The following is a 23,401-nucleotide window of genomic DNA, read 5'->3' as shown; positions in this document are numbered from 1 at the left end:
TTGTTGCATCCAATATCAAATGTGGCTCGTTTGGCTTGTTGAACAAGACGTGAGCAGTATCTATCGCACAGATTCGCGGTTGACAGCGTCTCTTCACTAAACAACAAGTACGGAGATGAAGATGGAATTCAATAAAACATCACAACAAAAATTAAAACTTTCACTATTAGCTACAGCAATGGTGTTCGCACTTAGTGCCTGTGATGGTGATGACGGCACAGACGGCTTGAATGGGATTGATGGTGTAGACGGTACAGACGGTGTTGACGGAGCTCCAGGACAAGATGGCGCGCCGGGCTTCGCTGCGGGTACGTTTTTGGTTGCGAATAATGGCGATGCTAATCGCAACACGGTAACTGTGGTAGATCAAAATGCCAATGCACTCAGCACGGTCACCACAGGTGCTAATGAAGGCATTGTCTTCACTGAAAGCGGAGCCTTGGTGCAAGCAGGTGACAGTGATTTACCTTTATTGAGGACATTGTGTAATTTCGATGTCCAAACCAACTATATGATGAATACGGGCAACGAAGTAACCGGTACAGCAACAGGCCTGGTTAACCCTAAAGGTATCGCGTTTGCTGAAAATGCTGGTTTGGTAATGGTAGCTGATTTTAACGGTCAAAAGGTAAGCGTTTTTGGTGGGCAAGCGTCGGGAGACGTTGAGCCTGTTGCTGAGATTATGGTTTCCGCAAAACCATGGGACCTAGCATACGATGAACAGAACGATAGATTATTTGTGGCTCTAACCGATGGTACGTTAGCGGTATATGACAATGTAGCTGGTTCGGGTTTTGCGCCCACAGTAATGCGCTCGGTGGTGCCTTCTGATGCAGATGGCAATCAAATATCAGTAAACCTTCATGGTATTGTATATGAGCCTATGTCTAACCGCATGGTCGTTTCTGATGTGGGTGATGCAGCAGTTGCAGACGATGGTCAAATTTTTGTATTAGAGAATATCTCGTTAGCTGACGGAGTTGTCGTACCAACAAGAATCATCGGTGGAGCGTCGACTCAACTCGGTAATCCTGTAGACATTATTCTTACGGGCTCTGACCTTCGCGTGGCGGAAAAATCAAACGACGCCATTTTGGTGTTCTCTAACATATTCAACGGTGCTAGTGGTGACATTGCACCGACGTTATCTACACCTTCGGTGAAACCGGAGTCTTTGGCTGAGTTTAAAGAATTAGATGAAATGAAAGACGCATCGGACGACGGGATAACGACTATGCCTATTATGGGCCTTTCGGTATCAAGTAACCCTGCAAGCGAAGGTGCAACCACGGGGCAAGTAGCGCAATACAGCGCTGTACTTTCCAGTGAGCTAAGCTCTTTTGACGCTGGTATGAGCATTGAGAGTGCCGCTTTCACGGCAAGTGGCGATGGTGTCATCACCTTTGATGATGTGGATAGCTCAACTGGTGGCTTACTAGTAATCAACCGCTTGAAAACTATGCGCGATGGAATGACGTACAGCGATAGCTACGACCACATGATTATGGGTAGCGATACCGGACTGATTGCACCGAAAGGGTTAGACATTGCTTCTGAAGCAGGTGTGGTATTTGTGGCTGATGTTAACGAAGCTTCTCCTGCCGTTCGCGTATTTTCGCCTTGTGCGTCAGGCAATGTTGCGCCTCTATTAACACTTGAAGCGGCCAACGGGGCTCGCCCTTGGGATGTGGATTACGACCCATCCACTGATAGCGCGTATCTGGCGTTAACTAACGGTTCGGTTGCCGTGTTTGAAGAAGTGATACGCAAAATGGAAAGCGGTGAAACCGTAATTACGGGTGAAGACAGGCTGATTGTTCCTGCAAGTGGTGGGACAGCATTTGCCGCGCCAACCAACATCCATGGCATAGACTATGATAGCCAAAGCGATAGCTTGGTCATTTCCGATGTAGGCAGCGCAGCAGATGCTACTGACGGTAAATTGTACGTGATCCCTGGCGCAGGCAGTGCCGATGGCATAACTAATGTATCGGTTAATATTGCAGGACCGAACTCAATGTTGGGTAATCCGGTAGACTTGATGCTCAGCAATGGTCATGTATATGTTGCTGAAAAATCAAATGGCATGATCCTGCGCTTTGACAACATTCTAAATACAGCCTCAGGTGACATTGCGCCGACTTTCAGCATGATGTATCCCGCGCCTGAGTCGGTAAATGTATTGTCAGTGAAGTAAAACAGCTGATAGACAGCCTTATAGAAAAAGTTCATTTCTTAGCTGTTCAATGAAAGCTCAATGCTTTCGCTAAAGCGGCACGTACCTAATCAGTACGTGCCGCTTTATATTTAAGTGGTGTTATTGGCATATTCAAAAGCCTGGCTAACTTAACTTTTAAACAATAGCATGCTTTATAACCAACAAATCGCCGCGCATCTGTGCAAATTTGTGAATTCATAATACACTGACGGGCTACATCGTGCGCATGTGCTCGCTTTCTTTCAGGTATGCAACTTTTACCCTATTAAAGCAGGTACAGTTTTGTGCTGGGTGAGCGTTCATCCGGCAGAGTTATTGATACAGGAACACTATGGCAGGCTTAAAACGTATTATTCTTATCGACACGCATCTACCAGGCGTGGTCGAGCTAAAGCTTGATGGACACACCAATATTTGTGGTACCAATGCGTCGGGTAAAACCACGCTTCAACGACTTATTCCCGTGTTTTACGGCGAGTATCCTAGTCGCGTGGTACCGGCAACCCGTGACAGCTTTGAACGCTGGTACTTGCCTCGTTTATCTAGCTTTATTATTTATGAATATACACGTGCCGAAGGTGACCTATGCCAAGCAGTGTTAAGCTCAAACGGAACCGGCGTTAATTATCGTTTAATTGGCAAGCCATTTGAAATCAATGATTATTTGATAGAGCAAAAGAACGGCAAACACGCCAGTGTAAGCAGCGCTGAGCTTGCACGCGCCATGAAGCGCAACAACATTTTGGTAACGAGCTTACTTAATACGAAAGACTTCCGCGCTATCATTCAAAACGACCACGGTGTGCTTAACCAGAGTAACAATGCCCGTGAGCTATTAGGCTACGCCAAAATCTTTAGCCTTTGCGAACCGTCGAAACACATGCGCCACATCGAAAAATTGGCTAAAGCGGTTCACTCGAAAGAAGGCAAGATGGAAACCATCAAGGCCATGATCGCAGCCATTTTAGAAGAGGATGGCGTTACGCCACCTACTTCTGGCCTAAGCCGCCACCGTGTCGATGATTGGATTAAAGAATGTCACTTAATTAAACAATTCGACAAAATTCGCCCTGAGTTTTCTAAGCTTGAACAAGCTGACATGGCGCTAACCACAACAGAGCAAGTGCTTGCTAACCTTAAGCATAGCTTCGAGCTTGATAAGACCTACTTGGCTGCGCGCGTTGAAACAACAAAGAATGAACTGGATGAGAATAGCTTCCAGCGCAAACAAACGGACAGCGAGTGGGGTGATACCCGCGATCACCTAAATCAGGTTATTTCATCTGCTCGCGCCGATGTTGAGAAGTTCACCAGTGAACTTGATACGGTTGAGCGTGAATTCGATAAGTGGCAAGACCAAAATATTGAGCAGCTTAAAGAAGACGTCGCAAATTTGTCGCAGTGGCAAAATGAAAAGGCCATGGCCGATAGTCGCTATGTACTGCTTACTGAAAAACACCAAGATATTGAGTCGGCCTACAACAAGCGCTTAGCTGAGCTAGGTGAAAAGCTGTCAATTACCCTGGAAGAAATGTCAGCTGCACGCCAAGAAGCTGCAGAGAATAAAGCTGAGCAGCAGCAGAGCGAGCGTGAAGCATTAAGTCGCATTCAGAGCGACTACAATAGCCAGCTAAATGCGCTTCAGAACGATTTCCAAAATAGTTTGAATGAGCTAAAAGTTGCTGAAGCTGAACTTAAAGCGTCACTTAGCAATGCAGGCTACAACGAGTTTGAACAATCTCAGCTAGATATTCTTGATGCGGCCATTAAGGAAGCATCTATCAATGAAGATGCAGCGCGCGGTGAGCTGCGACAAGCGCAGCAGGCGCACAGTAAATCAGTTGAGTTTCGCAAAGAATGTTCAAATGCGTTAGATAAGGCGCGCAACGCCTTTCAACAAGAAGAAAAAGCGGTTAACAAAATTAATGCGCTTCTTTACCCAGGCGAAGGCTCGCTACTTGAGTTCTTGCGCGCCAACGTCGATGACTGGGAGTTGTCCTTAGGTAAAGTTGTTCGCCCTGAGCTACTAGAGCGCACTGATTTAGAACCTTCGATGGCAAAGGATGCACAAGGCGACAGCGATACCTTTATGGGCGTTAAGTTAGCACTTATTGAACTTGATACCCCAGACTATGCCTTTACCGAGCAAGCGCTTAAGCAGCAGCTGCAAGAAGCTGAAATTCGTCAAGCCGCTGCCCTTGCTGCGCAGAACGAATGCGAACAGCGCCTAGCGAAAGCGAACGAAGATGTGCGCAACGCCGAGCTTGTGGTTACTCAAAAAGACAACGCCGTTAAAAGTGCCGAAGCCAGCCGTAAACGTGCACAGCAAGACCGCGATACGGTACTTAGCGAATATCAGCAGGCGCTTTCTGCACGTAAGCAAAAAGCCAAAACTAAGCTTGAAGCGAATCAGCAGTCGCAAAAGCAAGCGAAAGCGCAGTTTGAGCTTAGTCGTGACGAAATCAAAGATCAGCAGCGCGAAGCGGAAACCGAACACAAATTCCATTGGCAGCAGCTTATTGCTGACAGTGAAGCACGTATATCTCAGCTTGATAGCGACATGCGTAAGGCGAAAGACAATGCTGCCCAAGACCGCAAAGATATGCAGGATTGGCTAGAAAGCGAATTGAGCAATCGCGGTGTGGATGTTGATGAAATAGGTCAGCTTAAAAAGCAAATCAATAAGCTTAAAGAAGACATTACTCGCACTGAAACCCATCGTCATAAAGTGGCCGACTACGAGCGTTGGTACACTAACGTGTTTACCAAGCAAAAAGTGGTATGGCAGGAAGGCTTGTCTAAGTCGCGTAAGTTATTGGGCGAATCTGAGCGTAATTTAGCCAGCAAACAAGCAACCTATAAAGCTAACCGCGAACAGCTTCAAGAGCAGCACGGGCAGCTTGAAACTACGCTTAAAACTGCCAGTGAGCACTTGGAACAGGTTAAAACCTTAAGTAAATCTCTGGCCAAGCTCACGCTTCAAGCGGGTGATGAAACGGCTGAAATTAAGCATGACGATGTCAGTATTGGTCAGCGTATTTCAGAAGTGCAAAGCCAGCTTCAAGAGCGCGAAAACTTACTAAGCGATATTCGCGCCTATGTAGAGCGGTTCGATCAGTTAATAGCCGCGCAAGCGGGCACAGGTTTGTCGGATACGTGGGAGCGCGCCCGTGAAGAGTGTGCAACGCTGAACGCCCACGGCGTGAAGAGCTTTGATCACCGCCGTATGGTGTCGCATTTGGCACAGCTTCTAAACGTGATTGTTCCGCAGAAGCTACAGGGCTTGCGTGAGCAAGGCCGTATCTTTGGTGCCGATCTTTCGCAATACTACTTTGTACTTGCCGATATCGACAAACGCATAGTGTCGCAAAGCCGCCGTATTACCCAAGAGGTCGACGGCGACCTTTCTCTTGATGGTGTATCAGACTCGGCTGTTAAAATTCGCTCACGTATTAGTGAACTTGAGTTCTGGCCCGAACTTGAGCAATTCAGAAAGCTCTATGAGCACTGGATGGAAGAGGGGGCTAACGAGTTACCAGAGGAAGAATACGGTCAAAGTATGCGCCGGGTTCTTGATATTCTTGGCCGAGCAGCGCTTACGGGCGGCATTAGCAAGCTACTTGATATCGAGCTACACCTTCGTGAGGGTAAAAGTGACCTTGTCATTCGTACTGACCGCCAGCTTAACGAGTCATCAAGCCACGGTATGGCCTACCTTATTCTGTGTAAATTCTTACTCGCTTTCACCCGTCTGCTGCGCGGCGATGCCGACGCCACAGTGCATTGGCCTATCGATGAACTCGGTACACTTCACCAAAACAACGTGAAGAAAATCTTTGAAGCGTGTCAAAACAATAACATCAGCGTAGTTGGCGCATTCCCTAACCCAGAATCAGAAGTATTGACGTTGTTTGAAAACCGCTACTTAATAGATAAGGTAACCCGCCAACTGCAGGTGGTTCAGCCCAAAGCAAGTTCTATAGGGGCGCGCATTAAACAGAAAAAAGAAGCAGAAAAGAACGGTGAAGTAGCAGGTGAGGAGACATCAGCATGATGACAGAACAAGGCCGTGTACTAAGTGCACTTCTACAAGGCGCGTTTATTTGTCAGGTGACCGATGAAGAGGCATGGCGTTTTCTTAAATCAAGAGACAACGCTGCGCAGTTAGAACCTCATTTAGCGTTATTAAATCGCACATTATCGACCACCGCTGAAGGTGACGTATTCTTTGCCAGCTTCCTCACCATTGGTGAGAACGAGCGCAAAGTGCTTACACAGCAGTTCCAAGATACAGCTTCTAACCTAGTGCCTCTGGTAGAGTGGTTGCTGCTGGTTCAGCAAGCCAATGAATCTGATATGCCCATTACCATGGGTAGCGCTATTCGATTAAACGAGTTGCAAACTACTATTGAAGATACGCCCGCCTATGCTGAGCAGTTAGAGAAAATATCGCGCTATCGCATGTTTGGCTCTACCAGTGTGAATTTGGATGGTCAGTTAAAGCAGGTGTTTAAACGCTTAACCGAAATGGGTTATCTGATTAAACCAAACCCAGATAAACAGATTTATTTGGGCACTGGCAAAATTGAACACCTTTACGAAATGCTACGTTTCATTGATGAAACTGAAGCGCTGAGTTTATCTGAGCAGGCGGAGGCCGCTATTTCGCAAGGTAGCTTGATATGAGCCAGGTGTTAATTCAGGCAGGGACTAAACTATTAAACGCACTGGGTCGTCATAGCGACCTGATCATGCAGGCGTACATTAATGGTTCGGTAAAAGAGCGCGATCACAGCCCTAAGGTGTTGGAACAGCTTGTTCAACTAGGCGTATTGTGGCGTCCGGAAGCGCAAAGCGAACTGCGTTTGAAAAGCGCGGTGAGAACGCTTTTAGAGGGCAGCTTACAAGACGAGCGCAACCGAACTATCAACGCCAATATTGGTGCGTCGCTGGCAAGCCTTAAAACCCTAACTGAGCACTATAAAGAAGCCCTTCACTACAACAAATATAATGAAGCGGCAGCTCACATGGGCGATTTGACTGAGCATGTCTATCAGCTTTCAGAATCATTGAGTAATAGCGTGCGTGTCATGTTTGGCCGTATTAACAATGAGTTTGGCTACGTGTCTTCGGTTGAAGCTAAAATTCGTGAAAACGAGTTAGCGCAAGGACAGGTAACCGACTTACTTGCCCAGCTTGAGTGTTTCCGCTTCGATGAGTTAAGTGAACTGGCAGGTTCTAACCGTGAACTTCGTCACTTGCTGGTGGTGTCGCTACAACAGCGCTTTGCCAAGGCCGCCCAGGAGCTGTCAGTCGTTCAGGCACGCTTATTAGACTTGTTGGGTCGGTTCAGAGAGTTCCAAGGTCGAACACGCTTGCTTAAAGGGTTCTTGCTACACATGGAGCAGCAGCCTGATTTTGCGCCAGGCAACTACGCTAACCTGACTAACGTACCTGTGTTGTTTAACCAATCAGAAGCGATTATTGCTAACGCCGCCCCAGACGTGAACAATGTTGAGCATGAAGCCGATTACCAAAATATAGTGGCGTCGTTAACCCACGTACACAAACGACAATCTAAACACGAAGACACGAAACCGGTCGACATTGATGTGACTGAGCAATCGACCTTGTCACTTGAAAAAGATCCCTTGCAGCAAGCGGTAGAAGCGTATTTCTGTGAAGTCATCGACTCTGGTCAGCCTAAAACGGCGCTGGATTACTTTGAAGAACACGCCTTAGACTTTGACCCTGAAGTGTGGATTTATCAGGTGATCGGGGGGTATCAAGCCTTGAACGATGAAGATAAGCAGTTTTTTGCATTAGAATCCCATGGTAATAACGATAAAGTCTATACGGGGAATTTCTACATAAACGATATCACGTTAGGCTTGCGTTAACGGGTCTTTTTAATTTTTACTATAAGCTACAAATCGGGTCTGGCCCACGTGTTCAAAGGTGTGCCAGACTTTCATCTTACTTTAGCGGTTTTAACTAATCATTCTGTTGCCCTAATTAATCACTGACATTCTAATCAATTGTTTGCCATTTTTTGCGATATGTGACACTTGGAACCTGTTGAAAAAGACCTATAATGCAATAGGTGTTTACACTTATTTAACATTGTGAACTAAAAGCTTCATCGCTGCGTAATGTTACCGTCAATTCTGCGGTCTACATTGTTGGTCCTGTTAAGCCTTAGAACCAAAGTAAAGGTTTACAGGTCCTATGGCAGTTAATCAGCGGCTAACGTGTTTTCGATGTTTAATAGCGCAGTGTAGACACTGAAATTTATCGCTACTGCTAGGATGCAGAGCATGTTGTGGTACTGCCGCGTACAGTACGAAGAGGAAGAGTGTTATGCAATTATCAGAACAACAAAGTTTTAACCAAGCCCTTATCAAACTTTCAGTGTTACTCTATCAGGTTGATGGAATGGTCACATTGACTGAACAAGACTACCTGAATGCAATGGTTGAATCTTTAGATTGGCAAAGCCCAATCTGCCGCGAAGCCTTTCTAAACGACACAATTTATCAAGCTCGAAAGGCCATCGACACAGGCGACACTGTTACTTTCTTAAAAAGTCTTAAAAACGACCTATCGTTTAACGCAGAAAAAACCTTAGAAGTTGCAATGGCGATCACGGGCATTGATGGCGAGCGAAGCGAGGAAGAAACCGAGCTTCTATCATTACTTACCCATAAACTACTCGCCAAGGCATTAGTTTCGGGTAAAGATACACTGCAATAATCGCTTTTTCTTGCCATAGACCTAAACGTTAACAATGCCAAATTTTACTGTTAAAGCAGCACACGCATGTGCTGCTTCTCTCGCGCTGTTCTTATTGAGCGGTTGTCATTCGTCACACAGCTCGCAGTTCAGTGCTAGTGCACAGGCCTTTCCGGTTGGAGTGCAGCCTTTCGATAATTATTTAAGTGAAGTTGAAAGTTACCTGCAGGAACATAGAGCGTTTATTTCTAACAACAAAACACAAGAAATATTCATGAATATGCCGTTTGAATGCGGCACGCAATACCGCGATATTGGTGTTTTGCTAGTTCATGGGTTAGGCGATTCACCTTACTTTTTTCGTGATGTTGCGAACGCTATGTGCAATGAAGGTATTCACGTAAGAACCATTTTGCTGCCGGGCCACGGCTCAAAACCCGGAGACATGCTAAATGTTAGCTATCAGCAGTGGCAGACAGAAACGAATCATCACATACGGCTATTTTCTAAGGAAGTAGACAACCTCTATATTGGTGGCTTTTCGACGGGGGCTAATTTGACCACAATAGCAAGCTTTTCAATGGCTGAAGAGCTTGATGTAAAAGGGCTAATGCATTTTTCACCAGCCTTTAAGTCACGCTTCTTTGTGTCTCGTTTAGCGCCCTATATCGATTCATTATTTCCTTGGCCCAATGTCGAAGAAGAAGATAACCCTAGCCGCTATAACTCCACTGCAATGCCGGGTTTCGCTGCTTATCAAGAAAGCGTAAATGTGCTTCAAGATTTGTTTACGCGCTCTGAAAAAGAAGAACGAACATTGAATCTACCTGTGCTTATGGTGGTGGCAGAAAAAGACAGCGTGGTAGATACTGCGATAATAGCTGAACAATTTAGAGACAATTTTACTCATCCACACAAGTGTTTATTGTGGCAGGGCTAGGATGACCCCGATGTACCTGCAAATACACTCATCATGCAAACCATGACGATCCCAGAGCAGCGGATCAGCGCAGCCTCTCATATGAGTACACTTTTTTCAGATAAGAACCCGCTATATGGCACTGCGAGTGACTTTCGCATATGTGACAACGGCCAAGGTAGTGACGCTGAAGCGCGCTGCAAAGCGGGAGAGGAAGTGTGGTACGGACCGTGGGGATTTAAGCCTGGTAACGCAGATGAAGATTTAGCAAACAGCGAGCAAGACCGGGTGTACGCAAGGCTAACCTATAACCCTTACTTTGATAGGATGGTCGATCAACTACTCGCCTTTACTGGTAAAGCCAAAGTCAAAGCGTTCTGTAAAACCTACTAGGGCAATTATCTATGCAGATTGGTATTATAATTTGGTCTATTTGAAAACTTGAACATCAGCCGTATTATAATAAAAAACGCCCAAGCCTTAACGCGGGCTGGTAACACCTATTGTTGTTACAACACACGTAGCTTGGGTGTCTCTAAGATTTCTCTAACCAAATTAAGCAGCACTATAAAAAAACGATTAGATGCCGCTTAAAAAGGCATTGCACCTACCGAGGCAGGGCCGCTTTACAATTGCTGTGCATTGGCTTCTTCCATTTCCCTTTCAAGCTTAGCGCTTTCATCGGCGCGAGGCTTGGTAAAGCGGGCAAGAGCAAGATATAACACTGGCGTGAGGTAAAGAGTAAATACTACCGCGATACCTAAACCACCAAAAACCACCCAACCAATAGCATTGCGAGCTTCTGCCCCCGCGCCTGTAGATAGAATGAGTGGCAGGCCGCCTAAAATAGTTGAAACCAGCGTCATCATAATAGGGCGTAAACGCACCTTACCGGCCTCGACAATAGCATCGTAAATATCATAACCCTTATCGCGAAGCTGGTCGGCAAATTCAATGAGTAGGATAGCGTTTTTAGCTAGAAGGCCTATCAACATGACCAAGCCAATTTGCGAGTAAATATTGATGCTGGTGCCGGTTAAAAACAAAGCATAGACCGCGGCTGCAATACCAAAAGGAACGGTAAGCATTACCACAACTGCACTGTTCACACTTTCAAACTGCGCAGCTAATACCAGTAGGACGATAACAAACGCTAAGATGTAAGTAAGAGCAACTTGCTTTGACGTCTCTTCAAAAGTCTGAGCTTCGCCTAAGAATACTAACCCAATGCCATCAGGCAGAGTATCGAGTGCTAAAGTGCGAATTTCATCCACCACATCGCTAAGCGCCACATCTTCTGGTAACTCCATTTCCACTTTTATCGCTCGTCGCTGTGCTTGACGCTCTAGTTCGGCAGCAACGCCTTCCTCACTAATAAAGGCTACACTTGATAAAGGCACTAGGTTTCCATCGGTGCTTTTTACGAAAAGACTGGTAAGGTCAGACGGGTCTAATGTACTGCGATTATTGGTTTGCAGCATAATTGGAATAGCTTGATCGCCTACGTTTAAGTCGGCGATATCATCGCCATTAACGGCGGCGCGCAATGTGCTGGCAATATCGTTGAGCGGAACCCCTAACTCTTCTGCGCGACGTCTGTCTATATTCACGCGCATTTGAGGTTGTGTTGGGTCGTAGCTAATTCTAGGCCTTCCCAGTTCGGGTAAGTTTTCTTCAAGCTGACGGGAGAAGCTTTGTGCAGCTATAAAAATGTTTTCGTAGGTATCGCCGGTAAGTGCAATCTCTAAACCACCACCTTGGCCGCGCAAATTAAGACTGTTACCACCAAAGGCATTACCAGGCGCACCAGGTATTTGCTGTAGTTTAGGACGTATTTCGTTTACGACATCTTGCAGTGACTTATCTCGTTCATCCCAGTGTTTTAGTGGGGCAGTGATAAATACGATGTTCGGGTCCCATGAGCCAACCACGGTGTAAATAGAGTCAATGGTGCCATTGTCCACATAAGGTAGCAGTAGCTCTTCCATTTTTTCAGCTTGTCTATCCATGAAATTAAGACCAGCGCCATCAGGGCCTCGTGCAAATATACGAATTGTGCCTCTATCTTCACTTGGTAGAAGCTCGTTATCGATATTTTGTGACAATATATAAGCACCACCGCCAGCGGCTAGACTTAGTATGCCCACTACCCAACCATATTTAAGGGCTTTTAATAGTGACGCTTGATATACGCGAAGGCAGGCATTGCCAAAGCGACCAAAGGTTTGACTAAACCAACCGTTAGCTTTTGTTTCTTTTACTTTGAGTCGAGCCGTGAGTGCGGGTACTAGCGACAGCGCAACAAAAGAAGAGATCACGACAGCGCCAGCTAACACGCCACCAAACTCTCTAAACAATCGGCCTGCAGTTGATGGAAGGAAAGCGATAGGAATAAATACGGAAGCGAGTACTGCTGTGGTTGCCACTACAGCGAAAAACACTTCCCGGGTGCCGACTACGGCGGCAGCGCGAGCACCTAAACCCATACTTCTGCGTCGCTGAATATTTTCAGACACTACAATAGCGTCGTCCACTATCATGCCAGTGGCAAGAACAAGGGCAAGTAGGGTAAGAATATTAATAGAAAAGCCCATACCCCAAATAATTGCCAGAGCGCCTGCCAATGATACCGGGATAGATAGTGCAGGAACGATGGTAGCGCGCCACGAACCAATAAATACCAGTAATGTTACTACGACTAACGCTACAGTAAGGCTAAGCGATATCACGACTTCTTTGACAGAATCACGAATAAATTCTGCGTCGTCTGCTGTCACTACGATATTCATGTCGGCAAAACGCTTATCGAGGTCTTTGACCATAGCTAGCACTTCATCAGAAATCTCGATGGTGTTAGAGCTTGCTTGGCGAATAACGCCAACGCCTATTACTGGTGTGCCGTCTAAGCGAACTACACTAGTGGTGTCGGCCGGACCGAAATAAACACTGGCGACGTCATTAACACGTATGTCGCCGCTAACCACAATGTTTCCCACATCTTCTGCTGATACTGATGTTGCATCAGCGCGTACGATAAGCGCCTGTTCAGCCGACTGTATACTGCCCGCGGGTACATCAAAAGGGGCCAGTGCGAGTGCTTCTGCTATGTCGCTCATTGATAAGCCGAAACTGGTTAAACGCAACGGGTCAACCGACACGCGCAATACGCGCTCTCTGTCGCCATTTAACGTAACATCGGCAACGCCAGGAATACTTAAAAATAGAGGCGCTACATCGGTATCAACGCGCTCGGTGAGGGTTTCCATATCTAGTGTGTCGCTAGAGATAGCAAGGCTAACTACCGCTTGAGCGTCGCTGTCTGCACGGATAATCGCTACTTGTTCAACGTCGTCGGGAAGTTGGCGCTGTACACGGCTAACTGATTCACGTACTTCATTGGCGGCATCTTCTAAGTTAACACCGGGGCGAAACTCAACGCGAACACGGGCTGAGTTTTCTTCGCTTTGCGCATAGATATTTTTAACTCCGCTAACACGGGCAACAGCACCCTCTAGACGACCCGTTACTTCCGCATCTACTGTTTCAGGGGATGCGCCGGGAAATTGCGCTGTAACCGTAACGCGAGGTGTGTCAACGTCAGGAAGTTCACGCACTTCGAGACCGCTTAACGCCGCAAGGCCTGCGATAGCAATAAGCAAATTTAAAACGACAATTAAAACTGGGCGCCGTATAGAAAGTGAGGGAAGATCGTTCACCGAAGAAGAAAGATTTGGATCACTCACCTTTTGGTCCTCCGGCCAGTTCGGTGGTAATTTCTTGTCCAGTGCGTAAGCGCTGAACACCTTCCGAAATTAATGTGTCGCTTTCTTTAATATCGCCTGAAACTAAGATAGTTCCTCTTAGGCGTTGGTGAACGCTCACATCTACACGTTTAGCCTTTCCATCTTCAGCAAGCCATATATAGGCGCCTGTTGCTCCCCACAGTAATGCAGCTTCAGGCACTGCTGCATAGCGCTCACCTTCGATACTTAGATTGACCCTAAAGCTCATTCCTGGGCGGAACTTATCAGACGAGTTATCTAATAATGCGCGTGCGCGAAGTGTGCGGTCCGCTTCGTTTATGCGAGAGTCTATTTGTGCTATTTCGGCTTTAACCCGTTGTTCTTTATCGCTCCACGGCTCTAATGTGACATTTGGTGCATTGAGCAATACCGGAAGGGCGGCTTCAGGGGCTTTGAAATTGATAAATAGCTTACTGCGGTTATCCAATGTGGTGATAACCGTTTGCTCGTTAATTCGGTCACCCACTTCAACGTCGGTAATGCCCACCACACCATCAAAAGGCGCAACGATATGTCTGTCTTCTAAATCTGCCTGCGCCTCTTCTAAAGCAACTTCTGCAAGATCTCGCTGAGTGCGAGCTAAGTCCAATTCACTGACCGGCACGGCACCTTGCTTGTAGCTTGACGCCAATCGCTCTACTGTACGCTGGGCATCTTCTAGAGTAAGCTTGGCGCGTTTTAATGCTGTCCGCTGGCGTCTGTCGTCAAGGCGAACAAGTACTTTGCCTTTTTCCACCGCTTGGCCGGGTACAAAATTGATTTCTGTGACTTCATCAGAGACGGCAGGATACAACACAATTGAACGAACGGCTTCAGCACTGCCTACCGCTTCCACTTTTCGCGTTTCGTTCATAAATTCAATGGGCTTGGTTACAACAAGCTTCGCTTGCCTATCACCCATAAACTGCGCATTTGCAGTTGGCACCATCATCAAAAAAAGAGCGCAAAGACCTGTCCATGTCTTCATTGCACCATAGAATAAATTTTTCATTTTAAACCCGTAGCGTTATTAGAACCTTTGCAGTAAAAGCTGCTGGCCCTTTATTTTTGTATTACCAAAACGTATGTTTCGTAGTCGATTGGTCGACCTCGTTGTTTGTACCGTATAGCACCACAGGCGGTTCAGCTAAGCAATTGCAGTTCGGCGTATTCCCTGTACAGGGTATCGCTTTTCATTAACGATGCATGGTCGCCGCTTCCTACGACCTGACCTTTATCCATAACCAAAATGCGATCGGCATGTTGTACCGTCGCAAGTCGGTGAGCAATCACAATGCTGGTTTTTCCTACCATAAGCCTATCTATGGCTCGTTGAACCATACGCTCACTCATCGCATCAAGCGCACTCGTCGCTTCATCTAAAAGTAAAATTGGGCGATCGGCCAAAATAGCGCGAGCAATAGCAATACGTTGTTTTTGACCGCCAGAAAGTTTTACGCCTCGTTCGCCTAACTGTGTATTGTAGCGCTCATCTAGGTTATCGATAAATTCGTGGGCAAATGCCTGCTTCGCGGCATTTATCACGGCGTCGTCACTTGCGTGCGGGCTGCCGTAGCGAATATTTTCTAGCACGGTATCAGCAAAGACCACGGGCTCTTGGGTAACGATGGCAATATGCTGGCGCAGAAGGTCTACCGGCATTTTGTTGATTGGCGCACCGTTGAACAGTATTTGTCCGGCACTTGGGTCGTAGAAGCGCATTAATAATTGAAATAGCGTTGTTTTGCCTGCGCCACTTGCTCCTACCAGAGCAAGACGCTCTCCTGCATGAATGTTAATGTTCAAATTATTAAACAAAGGTTTGCTGTTGGGGTAGGCAAAGCTGACATTTTCCAATTCTATTTTTGGTGCGGCTTGGGAAATTATCGGTTTAGTACTTGCTCCTTTTGATGCAGAGTATGTTGAAGAAGCATAGTCTTCAGCTGTGTCACCATTCAAAGATCGAATAGAAGGCTCAGTGGTAAATAGTTCGTACAAACGCTCACTTGCGCCAACACCTCGCTGTACTTCACCAATGACTTCGCTGATAGTAGCCACACTGCCGCCAGCCATTACCGCATAGAAAAGGAAAGCGGAGAGTTCACCTACGGTCATAGTGCCGTCTAATACTTGTCTTGCCCCTACCCAAGCAATAAAGATGATGGCCGTCATACTGATACACATGATGCAGCCAATAAGTAGTGAGCGATAGTGAATACGCTTTTTAGCTACGTCCATGGCAAGCTCTACCTTTTTAGAGAAATGCAGTCTTTCGGCATTTTCAGCGGTATAGGCCTGTACGGTCATAATTTCATGGAGACTTTCATCGATTCGCGCGCCTAGGTCTGCCACTTTGTCTTGGCTTTCTTTGGCATAGCGACGGACCTGAGGGGCGAGTACTTTAATTGGAACGAGTACCGCAGGTACGGCGACGATCACACAAAATGTGAGTAGGGGACTAGAAAATGTCATAAGCGCGAGTGCGCCGACAAAAGTCACAATAGAGCGTAGGGTCATCGATAAACTCATTCCCACTACGGTTTGGATAATTGTAGTGTCGCTGGTAAATCGAGAAATGACCTCACCTGTTCGAAGCTCCGCGAAAAATGATGGAGGCAGTGAGAGAAGATGCGCATAGACTTGGTTTCTAATGTCGGCGCTAACTCTTTCGCCAAGCCAGGTCATCAAATAAAACCGCGCATAAGTCGCTAGGCAGGCAATAAAAGTTATAGCAAGTACCATAACCGTAGCTTTGTTTAATGTGTCGGCAGCGTTTTCTATGAAGCCGCTGTCGATAGCGTACTTAATGCCTTGCCCAAGTAAAAGCCATGCAACTGCGGCCGTGAAAAGTGCTATAACTGCACCTACAACGCGCGCTTTGTAGCGAAGTAAATGTGAGCCAATCCACTGTAAGACTTGTTTGGTTGATACACTAGCGAGTGGTGTTGTCAAAATTACCTCTACATGCGCATAACTAATTCATAGCGTTGATTTTGCAACGCTTATTAAAATTCATTATTTGGATTATACGGCAAAGTATGTAGATTGGACGCAGGCAATGCGATTACAGCGGCAGTATTTACGCTGGGATGAAAATTAACGTCGCAGAAGCAAAGCAAAATAGTTAAAACGGGAAAATAACGATGAGTGAAACACGTACTTTGTATTATGTTCATGATCCAATGTGCAGTTGGTGTTGGGCATTCGTTCCTACTTGGGAGCAAATACAACGTGAGTTACCCAACGACATTGAGGTTGTCTACTTGCTTGGCGGGCTCGCACCGGATAGTGATTTACCTATGCCGGAACAAATGAAACTTACTATTGCAGGCTATTGGCAAACTATTCAAGATCGTGTGCCTGGAACACAATTCAACTATGATTTTTGGACAAAGTGTCAGCCTCGTCGTTCGACCTATCCTTCGTGTCGAGCAGTTCTTGCAGCAAAAGCGCAGGCTAGAGATAGCGATGAAGCAAAAGCATTAGAGAAGGCAATGATCAAGGCAATTCAAGAAGGGTATTACCTGAATGCGAAAAACCCGTCGGATTTTGATACCTTGATAGCATTTGCTGAAGAAATAGGGCTTGATGTCGAGCGCTTTGAAATAGCACTCAATAGTGAAAGTACAATTGAGAAATTAAACGAAGAAATGCATATGGCGCGTAGTATAGGCGCCCAAGGCTTTCCCAGCTTAATACTCAAATCAAACAAATTTGCCGAGGCAGAAGAGACAAAATCACAAGAGCTTAAAAAGCCACAGTGGCAAAACGTTCCCTACGACTATAACGACGCAAGTGTAACCCTGCGTCATCTATAATCGTTATTGAAAGAAGCGAGTACTTTTAAACTGTGCCTTCCTTGCATTGTTCAAGGCGTATATCTCCCACCGATTTTGGGTATTCAACACGGGTTGTAACGATGTCAGAAACAGGGACGCCAGAATCCGTTTCTTGGAGCCATACTTTCATATCGTGATTATCACGGGTCTGGCTAAGCGAGTACCGTTTACCACCCTCCAAATCAACGTCAAGTCTAACGATTGCTTCACGGGTGGTTGAAATATGCAGATTTGTATTTACAACACTGGCTCGAACGAACAGAACGTGCTTTCCTTCTTCTATGTCACGCAGAACTAACGCATTGTTAGGACGTTGGTTAAAACACATAAGCCTAACGTACTCTTTTTCGTTATCGAAGGCTTCTCCGCGGTTGGCGAAAAAGTCGATACGAGCTTCATTTGGTTGAACCTTAGCTTGTCGATCAACCATATCTGCTACTGTAGAGCAGCCAAAAATCGGTGCCAATGCGGTTGCGATTAAAACTGATGGTAATTTCATTCGAATAATCCTTCTTCGTGAACCATGTGCTAATGCCCAAGATAAGCTTAGGCGTTAGTGAGAAAACAAGTCTCTCGTAGACAGCCATCTTTCAAACTGCATATGGCCTTCATCCCATAAGCACTAAATACATAGTGCTTACTTAACAATACATCAAATTCTGATACGTAAAAAAATTTACGATAAATTGCGTATGTAAATATGCACTGTTGGCCCATCACTTTCTTATTAGTACGATATTCAACTAAACGAAGGATAAATCAGGTTTTTACTTGCATTGAACGGTGAGATCCGTATAATTCGGCGGCCTTCTAATTGGCGTCTAATTTTTAGTCGTAGTTTGAAGGCTTAAGTTAACGGTAACGCTACAACGAGTTTGAGGCATTTATGGTTACTATTCGTTTACAGCGTGGTGGCGCGAAAAAGCGTCCATTTTATCAACTAGTGGTGGCTGATAGCCGTCGTGCAAGAAACGGTCGTTTCATTGAAAACATCGGTTTCTTCAACCCAACTGCACAAGGTCAAGCGGAACGTCTTCGCGTAGATCTAGAGCGTGTTGAATACTGGGTTGGCGTAGGCGCGAGCTTATCAGATCGCGTTTCTAGCTTGGTAAAAGAAGCGAAAAAATCTGCAGCGTAAGCTGTTATTAACTGGTGGTATAGATGAGTCTAGCGTCTGACAAAGTGATTGTTGGCAAAATTGGCGCACCGTACGGTGTTAAAGGTTGGGTCAAAATCAACAGCTATACAGAAACGCCAGAAGGTATTTTTGAGTACGCGCCATGGTTTCTTGGCGATGAAAAAGAATACGAAATTGACCAGTGGCGACCGCACGGTAAAAGCCTCGTTGCAAAAATTGTGGGCGTTGATAGTCGAGATGATGCCGAGCGTATCAAAAACTTGGATATCAACATAAACGCTTCACAGCTGCCTGATTTAGGCGACGAAGGGGTTTATTGGCGTGAGCTCACCGGCATGAAAGTAGTAACAACGCAAGGTTACGACTTGGGTGTGGTGAAAGAAGTGTTTAATACAGGTGCTAACGACGTGATTCACGTTAAAGCGAATGTAGGCGATGCTTTTGGTCAAAAAGAAAGACTATTGCCTTTTGTGTTCGACGAAGTCGTACAAGAGGTGGATAAGGAAGCGAAGGTCATTAAAGTTGACTGGGACCCGGGGTTTTAAGTGACACCGGAAAAGTGGTTCGGCGTTGTTAGCCTGTTTCCAGATATGTTTGCCCCTTTTACCCAACAGGGTGTTATAGGTCGAGCAGTTAAGTGTGGAACGTTATCGGTTGACACCTTCAACCCCCGTGACTTTACACATGATCGCCATCGTACAGTAGACGATCGCCCCTACGGAGGCGGACCCGGTATGCTGATGATGGTAAAACCGCTAACCGACGCAATACAAGCTGCCAAGAAAGTTGGTGGCGAAAAAAGTAAGGTGATCTACTTATCACCACAAGGGAAACCCCTTGACCAAGCAGGCGTACAGCGCCTTGCTAACATTGACCGCACAATTTTAATTTGCGGCCGATATGAAGGCATCGACGAGCGAGTAATCGAAAGCCATGTAGATGAAGAAGTCTCTATTGGTGATTACGTGCTAAGCGGCGGTGAACTGCCAGCAATGGTCCTTATGGATGCGGTTGCTCGATTAGTTCCTGGCGTGTTGGGGCATAAAGCTTCAGCAGTTGAAGATTCTTTCACTGACGGTCTTTTGGATTGTCCGCACTATACGCGGCCCGAAATACTCGATGGTCAAAAGGTACCTGATGTGTTGTTAAGTGGGGACCATGAAAAAATTAGGCAGTGGCGATTGATGCAATCATTAGGTAGAACCTGGCAGCGTCGCCCTGAATTGTTAAATCACCTAGCTCTGACTGAGGAGCAGCAGCGTTTGCTTGAATTATTCCAAGCGCAACTGCAGCAAGATGACAGTTAACTAGGACGAGAGGATATGATGAGCAAAGTCAGTCAAGATATCATCAAAAAAATCGAAGAAGCACAGCTAAAGACTGATGTTCCTGCGTTTGGTCCAGGTGACACAGTAGTTGTTAAAGTTCGCGTTACCGAAGGTGACAAAGAGCGTCTTCAGGCTTATGAAGGTGTTGTTATCGCTAAACGTAACCGTGGTCTGCACTCGTCTTTTACCGTGCGTAAAATTTCTAGCGGCGAAGGCGTTGAGCGTGTGTTCCAAACACACAGCCCGGCAGTTTCTTCAATTGAAGTTAAACGTCGCGGTGCGGTTCGTCGTGCTAAGCTTTACTATCTACGTGAGCGTTCAGGTAAATCTGCACGTATCAAAGAGAAGCTTAACTAAGATTACTAATCCTTGCGTTATTGTTAACTTCGAAAAAGCCCGCTTCAAGCGGGCTTTTTTGTGCCTGAAATTCGATCCTTTTTCTACTTTATTGGATACAAAGATTAATGTTTTTTAATAGAGTGAAAAATGAGCTCAGATTATTTTATTGTGCTAGGCATAATAGGTGTCGCTTTTTTTGCCGTATCTGGTGCGCTGCTTGGACACGATAAAAACATCAATGGTTTTGGTATTGTGGTTGTCGGCGTAATGACGGCGCTCGGTGGCGGCACACTACGAGATTTACTTTTAGGAAAACCTATCTTTTGGGTCGAAACGTCAGAATACCTTCTCGCTACCTATTCTGCCATTTTCGCCACCGTGCTGTTTGTACGTTATATGCCGTCGCCATCCAATTTTTACTTTATTCTTATTGACACGATAGGGTTAGCAATCTTCAACGTAATGGGTATTGAAAAGGCTTTGATTAGTGGAACCGGAATGATTGTCGCCCTAACGATGGGTATGACGACCGGTATCTTCGGCGGTCTTATGCGCGATGTGGTGTGTAGAGAAGTACCTTACGTTATGCGTGGCGATGTTTATGCGAGTGCATGTTTTGCGGGAGGGCTTACCTATGCCGCTCTGTTTACTTTGGATATTTCCTATCTTTGGTGCATTCTAGGCTCAATTTTCGTTACGGTTTTGCTAAGGATTGCATCACTTCACTGGGGCGTGAAAATAGACTTGTTCAGAAAAAGATCGCCCAAGCCCAGTACAACCTAACTAGTAAAACAGTAACACGCATGTTCTAGCTATAGAGTACGATGAAGCACCACGTAAGGCACTTCACCCCATCAAGTTACACGGCTACGCTATAAGTGAAAGTGCTTCTATTAAAGGCTTATTTTCGTCGTCGATAGTATCGATAATATGTTTGTGCAGACGTTTTTTGTGTTCGCCAAAAATGCCGCGCTTCTTATCGAAGGTTTTAGCGTAATTCAGCGCGCCTTCCTGTAAGCTTTCTTGTGAGTCATAAGCCTTTTCTACCACGTGATCTTGCTCTAACTCTTTACCTGAAACGCGTCTTCCTGAAAGTTTCATTTCGTTAAATCTATGATACGGCATCGCTTTTTTTACGAACTCAATCATACCGGGCAGGAAGGGGATTGAAAGGTCGACTTCCGGAAAACAGAAAAAACCTTTATCTGAACGCATAAACCTAAAGTCGCAAGCGCAAGCTAAAATTGCACCATTGCCGAAAGCGTGACCGTTGATAGCAGCAATCACAGGGAGAGGATAAAGAAGAAGAGTTTTAAATACCTCGTCCATATCATGCATGAATTGCTTTATTTCTTCAGTGCGTCCCGTTTTCATTGCCGGCATAAGCCAGTCTGTGTCTATACCTAGACTAAAGCATTTCTCATCGTTTGACGTGAGCACTAGCGCTTTACAGCTCTCATTTTGCTCGATGGTATCTAACGCTGAAAGCATCTCCTTTGCAAAGAGAGGGTTGTGACGGTTTTCACCATTTTTCATGGTTAGAATAGCGACATTACCAGTGTACGTGAGGGCTAAATTTTGCATCGTTTTCTCGTTTTTATTCTGATCGCGCTATGATACCGAAATCTGTCGATAGATGAGAAATTTAGCTTATTTATGTTGGTAAATTATCTCATTAAATTTGCCGGGTATTGAACGTTTATACAAATATTGCAGATACTAGGTGCTTAACTAGACAGGCTATGTGAAATAAACCTCACTGCTGGTTAAAAAATGGGCTGGTGGTGCGCGCTATTGCCATTCAGTCATGCTCATTCGCTACGAATCTATCCTAGATTAAAGTATTATTCGTTATTACTTGCGCTATTACGCTTTAGTTGTTAAAAAGTCAATGACGTTAAAGAAATATAGAAAAAGCTGGTTGTACAATAAAGTTTACATGCAGATTGCACACTCTTTTGGCGTTTAGTTTTCCTTTTTTTATTTGTAGTTAAGAGAGTAAGAGAGCTCCCATGATCAAGGACACCGTAAATAATGTTCACGTAAGTACTGAAGATGTACTTATTACCCCAGAAGCGCTGAGTGCTGAATTGCCTGTATCAGACAAAGCGTTAGCGGCTATTTCTGAGTCTAGAAAGATTGTTTCTGATATCATTCACCGCCGCGACCATAGATTACTTGTTGTGTGTGGACCCTGTTCTATACACGATGTTGATGCAGCGAAAGAATACGCGCTTAAGCTTAAAGAGCTTCATGAGTCGTGCAAAGATACGCTATTCATCGTCATGCGTGTGTACTTTGAAAAGCCACGTACTACAACAGGTTGGAAAGGTTTAATTAACGACCCGCATATCGACGGTACATTTGACATCGAAACGGGTCTTCGTAAAGCAAGAGAACTGTTAATTTGGCTTGCTGAATTAGAGCTACCTGTTGCAACAGAGGCACTAGATCCAATTAGCCCACAATATCTTGCAGAGCTGTTTAGCTGGGCAGCTATCGGTGCGCGTACCTCTGAATCGCAAACCCACCGTGAAATGGCCAGCGGTCTATCTATGCCTGTAGGTTTTAAAAATGGCACAGATGGCAGCTTGGATATTGCCATTAATGCGCTTAAGTCAGCGGCTTCAGGCCACCGTTTTATGGGTATTAACAAGCAAGGTCAGGTAAGCATTATCGGCACCAGCGGTAACCCAGATGGCCACATTATTCTTCGTGGTGGAAAGCAGCCAAACTACGACTCGGTATGCGTGTCAGAATGTGAAATTGAGCTGCAGGATGCGGGTTTGACAGCAGGCTTAGTAGTGGATTGCAGCCATGCAAACTCCTCGAAAGATTATCGCCGCCAGCCGTTGGTTGCTCAGAACGTGGTCAATCAAATTCTAGAGGGCAATCAATCTATCATCGGCGTTATGCTGGAAAGTCATTTGAAACCTGGTAATCAAAAAGCAGAAGGCAAGAAACCTGAAGAACTTGAGTACGGCGTTTCAATTACGGACGGATGTATCGATTGGGAAACAACAGAGAACTTAATATCTCAAACCAGAGATAAGTTAATAACTGTGTTACCCTTACGCCAAAATAAGCGCACGGTGGCGTAAATCCA

General features: G+C 45.6%; 19 protein-coding genes. 14 read left to right on the top strand and 5 right to left on the bottom strand.

Annotated features, from left to right (window positions below):
* Window positions 1–121: 121 nt before the first annotated feature.
* From AC27KT_RS00785 to AC27KT_RS00755, 7 genes are all read left to right on the top strand, one after another.
* Entirely contained in the window at window positions 122–2,197 is a 2,076-nt protein-coding gene (locus AC27KT_RS00785; protein WP_487126582.1) for a hypothetical protein, read from the top strand.
* A gap of 352 nt (window positions 2,198–2,549) precedes the next feature.
* Entirely contained in the window at window positions 2,550–6,272 is a 3,723-nt protein-coding gene (locus AC27KT_RS00780) for an ATP-binding protein (protein ID WP_487126580.1), read from the top strand.
* Window positions 6,269–6,904 carry a condensin complex protein MksE gene (locus AC27KT_RS00775; protein WP_014978725.1) on the top strand — a complete coding sequence of 212 codons (636 nt, stop codon included), beginning with the start codon at window positions 6,269–6,271 and terminating at the stop codon, window positions 6,902–6,904. Before AC27KT_RS00780 ends, AC27KT_RS00775 begins: the two co-directional genes overlap by 4 nt.
* Window positions 6,901–8,118, top strand: coding sequence for a phosphoenolpyruvate carboxylase (locus AC27KT_RS00770; protein WP_487126578.1), 1,218 nt, complete (start codon window positions 6,901–6,903; stop codon window positions 8,116–8,118). The genes AC27KT_RS00775 and AC27KT_RS00770 overlap by 4 nt, the downstream gene beginning before the upstream one ends.
* A 460-nt stretch (window positions 8,119–8,578) precedes the next feature.
* A complete protein-coding gene (locus tag AC27KT_RS00765) occupies window positions 8,579–8,971 on the top strand; it encodes a TerB family tellurite resistance protein (protein ID WP_487126576.1) in 393 nt (130 codons plus the stop codon).
* Between the two features lie 34 nt (window positions 8,972–9,005).
* Entirely contained in the window at window positions 9,006–9,890 is an 885-nt protein-coding gene (locus AC27KT_RS00760; RefSeq protein WP_487126574.1) for an alpha/beta hydrolase, read from the top strand.
* Window positions 9,891–9,923: 33 nt separating this feature from the next.
* On the top strand, window positions 9,924–10,262 hold the full coding sequence (locus tag AC27KT_RS00755; protein ID WP_487126572.1) for a hypothetical protein: 339 nt from the start codon (window positions 9,924–9,926) through the stop codon (window positions 10,260–10,262).
* Window positions 10,263–10,495: 233 nt separating this feature from the next.
* On the opposite strand, the gene AC27KT_RS00750 is transcribed toward AC27KT_RS00755, so the two are convergent.
* From AC27KT_RS00750 to AC27KT_RS00740, 3 genes are all read right to left on the bottom strand, one after another.
* Entirely contained in the window at window positions 10,496–13,612 is a 3,117-nt protein-coding gene (locus AC27KT_RS00750) for an efflux RND transporter permease subunit (RefSeq protein ID WP_487126570.1), read from the bottom strand.
* The gene (locus AC27KT_RS00745; protein ID WP_487126568.1) at window positions 13,605–14,663 is read right to left on the bottom strand and encodes an efflux RND transporter periplasmic adaptor subunit; all 1,059 of its coding nucleotides are present in this window, start codon (window positions 14,661–14,663) and stop codon (window positions 13,605–13,607) included. The genes AC27KT_RS00750 and AC27KT_RS00745 overlap by 8 nt, the downstream gene beginning before the upstream one ends.
* A gap of 131 nt (window positions 14,664–14,794) precedes the next feature.
* Window positions 14,795–16,603 (bottom strand): ABC transporter transmembrane domain-containing protein, encoded by a 1,809-nt coding sequence (locus tag AC27KT_RS00740; protein WP_487126566.1) that lies wholly within the window; start codon window positions 16,601–16,603, stop codon window positions 14,795–14,797.
* 191 nt (window positions 16,604–16,794) lie between these two features.
* Here AC27KT_RS00740 and AC27KT_RS00735 point away from each other — a divergent pair, with 191 nt between their 5' ends.
* On the top strand, window positions 16,795–17,469 hold the full coding sequence (locus AC27KT_RS00735; protein ID WP_487126564.1) for a DsbA family protein: 675 nt from the start codon (window positions 16,795–16,797) through the stop codon (window positions 17,467–17,469).
* 25 nt (window positions 17,470–17,494) lie between these two features.
* Here AC27KT_RS00735 and AC27KT_RS00730 read toward each other — a convergent pair whose 3' ends face one another.
* Window positions 17,495–17,989: a hypothetical protein gene (locus tag AC27KT_RS00730; protein ID WP_487126562.1), complete on the bottom strand. Its 495-nt coding sequence runs from the start codon at window positions 17,987–17,989 to the stop codon at window positions 17,495–17,497.
* Window positions 17,990–18,376: 387 nt separating this feature from the next.
* Between AC27KT_RS00730 and rpsP the strand changes: the two genes are divergently transcribed.
* From rpsP to AC27KT_RS00705, 5 genes are all read left to right on the top strand, one after another.
* The gene (gene rpsP, locus AC27KT_RS00725; protein ID WP_014948832.1) at window positions 18,377–18,628 is read left to right on the top strand and encodes a 30S ribosomal protein S16; all 252 of its coding nucleotides are present in this window, start codon (window positions 18,377–18,379) and stop codon (window positions 18,626–18,628) included.
* A gap of 23 nt (window positions 18,629–18,651) precedes the next feature.
* On the top strand, window positions 18,652–19,173 hold the full coding sequence (gene rimM, locus AC27KT_RS00720; protein ID WP_487126559.1) for a ribosome maturation factor RimM: 522 nt from the start codon (window positions 18,652–18,654) through the stop codon (window positions 19,171–19,173).
* Window positions 19,174–19,935, top strand: a complete 762-nt coding sequence (gene trmD / locus AC27KT_RS00715) for a tRNA (guanosine(37)-N1)-methyltransferase TrmD (protein WP_487126557.1) — start codon at window positions 19,174–19,176, stop codon at window positions 19,933–19,935.
* 18 nt (window positions 19,936–19,953) lie between these two features.
* Window positions 19,954–20,313 (top strand): 50S ribosomal protein L19, encoded by a 360-nt coding sequence (rplS, locus tag AC27KT_RS00710; protein WP_024015986.1) that lies wholly within the window; start codon window positions 19,954–19,956, stop codon window positions 20,311–20,313.
* A 129-nt stretch (window positions 20,314–20,442) separates the two neighbouring features.
* Window positions 20,443–21,078, top strand: a complete 636-nt coding sequence (locus AC27KT_RS00705; protein WP_487126555.1) for a trimeric intracellular cation channel family protein — start codon at window positions 20,443–20,445, stop codon at window positions 21,076–21,078.
* A gap of 84 nt (window positions 21,079–21,162) precedes the next feature.
* Here the strand turns inward: AC27KT_RS00705 and AC27KT_RS00700 are convergent, their stop codons facing one another.
* Window positions 21,163–21,879 carry an enoyl-CoA hydratase/isomerase family protein gene (locus tag AC27KT_RS00700; protein WP_487126553.1) on the bottom strand — a complete coding sequence of 239 codons (717 nt, stop codon included), beginning with the start codon at window positions 21,877–21,879 and terminating at the stop codon, window positions 21,163–21,165.
* A gap of 428 nt (window positions 21,880–22,307) precedes the next feature.
* On the opposite strand from AC27KT_RS00700, the gene AC27KT_RS00695 reads away from it, so the two are divergent.
* The gene (locus AC27KT_RS00695; RefSeq protein WP_487126551.1) at window positions 22,308–23,396 is read left to right on the top strand and encodes a 3-deoxy-7-phosphoheptulonate synthase; all 1,089 of its coding nucleotides are present in this window, start codon (window positions 22,308–22,310) and stop codon (window positions 23,394–23,396) included.
* Window positions 23,397–23,401: the final 5 nt, after the last annotated feature.

It is taken from the genome of Alteromonas sp. 5NW40-0090 (genome assembly GCF_057552975.1).
Note: the sequence above shows the minus strand (reverse complement) of the source record. Positions and strands in the feature narration are given on the sequence as shown.

Coding starts and splice junctions, on each gene's coding strand:
- AC27KT_RS00785 (WP_487126582.1), top strand. CDS start 122: ATGGAATTCAATAAAACATCACAACAAAAATTAAAACTTTCACTATTA.
- AC27KT_RS00780 (WP_487126580.1), top strand. CDS start 2,550: ATGGCAGGCTTAAAACGTATTATTCTTATCGACACGCATCTACCAGGC.
- AC27KT_RS00775 (WP_014978725.1), top strand. CDS start 6,269: ATGATGACAGAACAAGGCCGTGTACTAAGTGCACTTCTACAAGGCGCG.
- AC27KT_RS00770 (WP_487126578.1), top strand. CDS start 6,901: ATGAGCCAGGTGTTAATTCAGGCAGGGACTAAACTATTAAACGCACTG.
- AC27KT_RS00765 (WP_487126576.1), top strand. CDS start 8,579: ATGCAATTATCAGAACAACAAAGTTTTAACCAAGCCCTTATCAAACTT.
- AC27KT_RS00760 (WP_487126574.1), top strand. CDS start 9,006: ATGCCAAATTTTACTGTTAAAGCAGCACACGCATGTGCTGCTTCTCTC.
- AC27KT_RS00755 (WP_487126572.1), top strand. CDS start 9,924: ATGCAAACCATGACGATCCCAGAGCAGCGGATCAGCGCAGCCTCTCAT.
- AC27KT_RS00745 (WP_487126568.1), bottom strand. CDS start 14,663: ATGAAAAATTTATTCTATGGTGCAATGAAGACATGGACAGGTCTTTGC.
- AC27KT_RS00735 (WP_487126564.1), top strand. CDS start 16,795: ATGAGTGAAACACGTACTTTGTATTATGTTCATGATCCAATGTGCAGT.
- AC27KT_RS00730 (WP_487126562.1), bottom strand. CDS start 17,989: ATGAAATTACCATCAGTTTTAATCGCAACCGCATTGGCACCGATTTTT.
- rpsP (WP_014948832.1), top strand. CDS start 18,377: ATGGTTACTATTCGTTTACAGCGTGGTGGCGCGAAAAAGCGTCCATTT.
- rimM (WP_487126559.1), top strand. CDS start 18,652: ATGAGTCTAGCGTCTGACAAAGTGATTGTTGGCAAAATTGGCGCACCG.
- rplS (WP_024015986.1), top strand. CDS start 19,954: ATGAGCAAAGTCAGTCAAGATATCATCAAAAAAATCGAAGAAGCACAG.
- AC27KT_RS00705 (WP_487126555.1), top strand. CDS start 20,443: ATGAGCTCAGATTATTTTATTGTGCTAGGCATAATAGGTGTCGCTTTT.
- AC27KT_RS00700 (WP_487126553.1), bottom strand. CDS start 21,879: ATGCAAAATTTAGCCCTCACGTACACTGGTAATGTCGCTATTCTAACC.
- AC27KT_RS00695 (WP_487126551.1), top strand. CDS start 22,308: ATGATCAAGGACACCGTAAATAATGTTCACGTAAGTACTGAAGATGTA.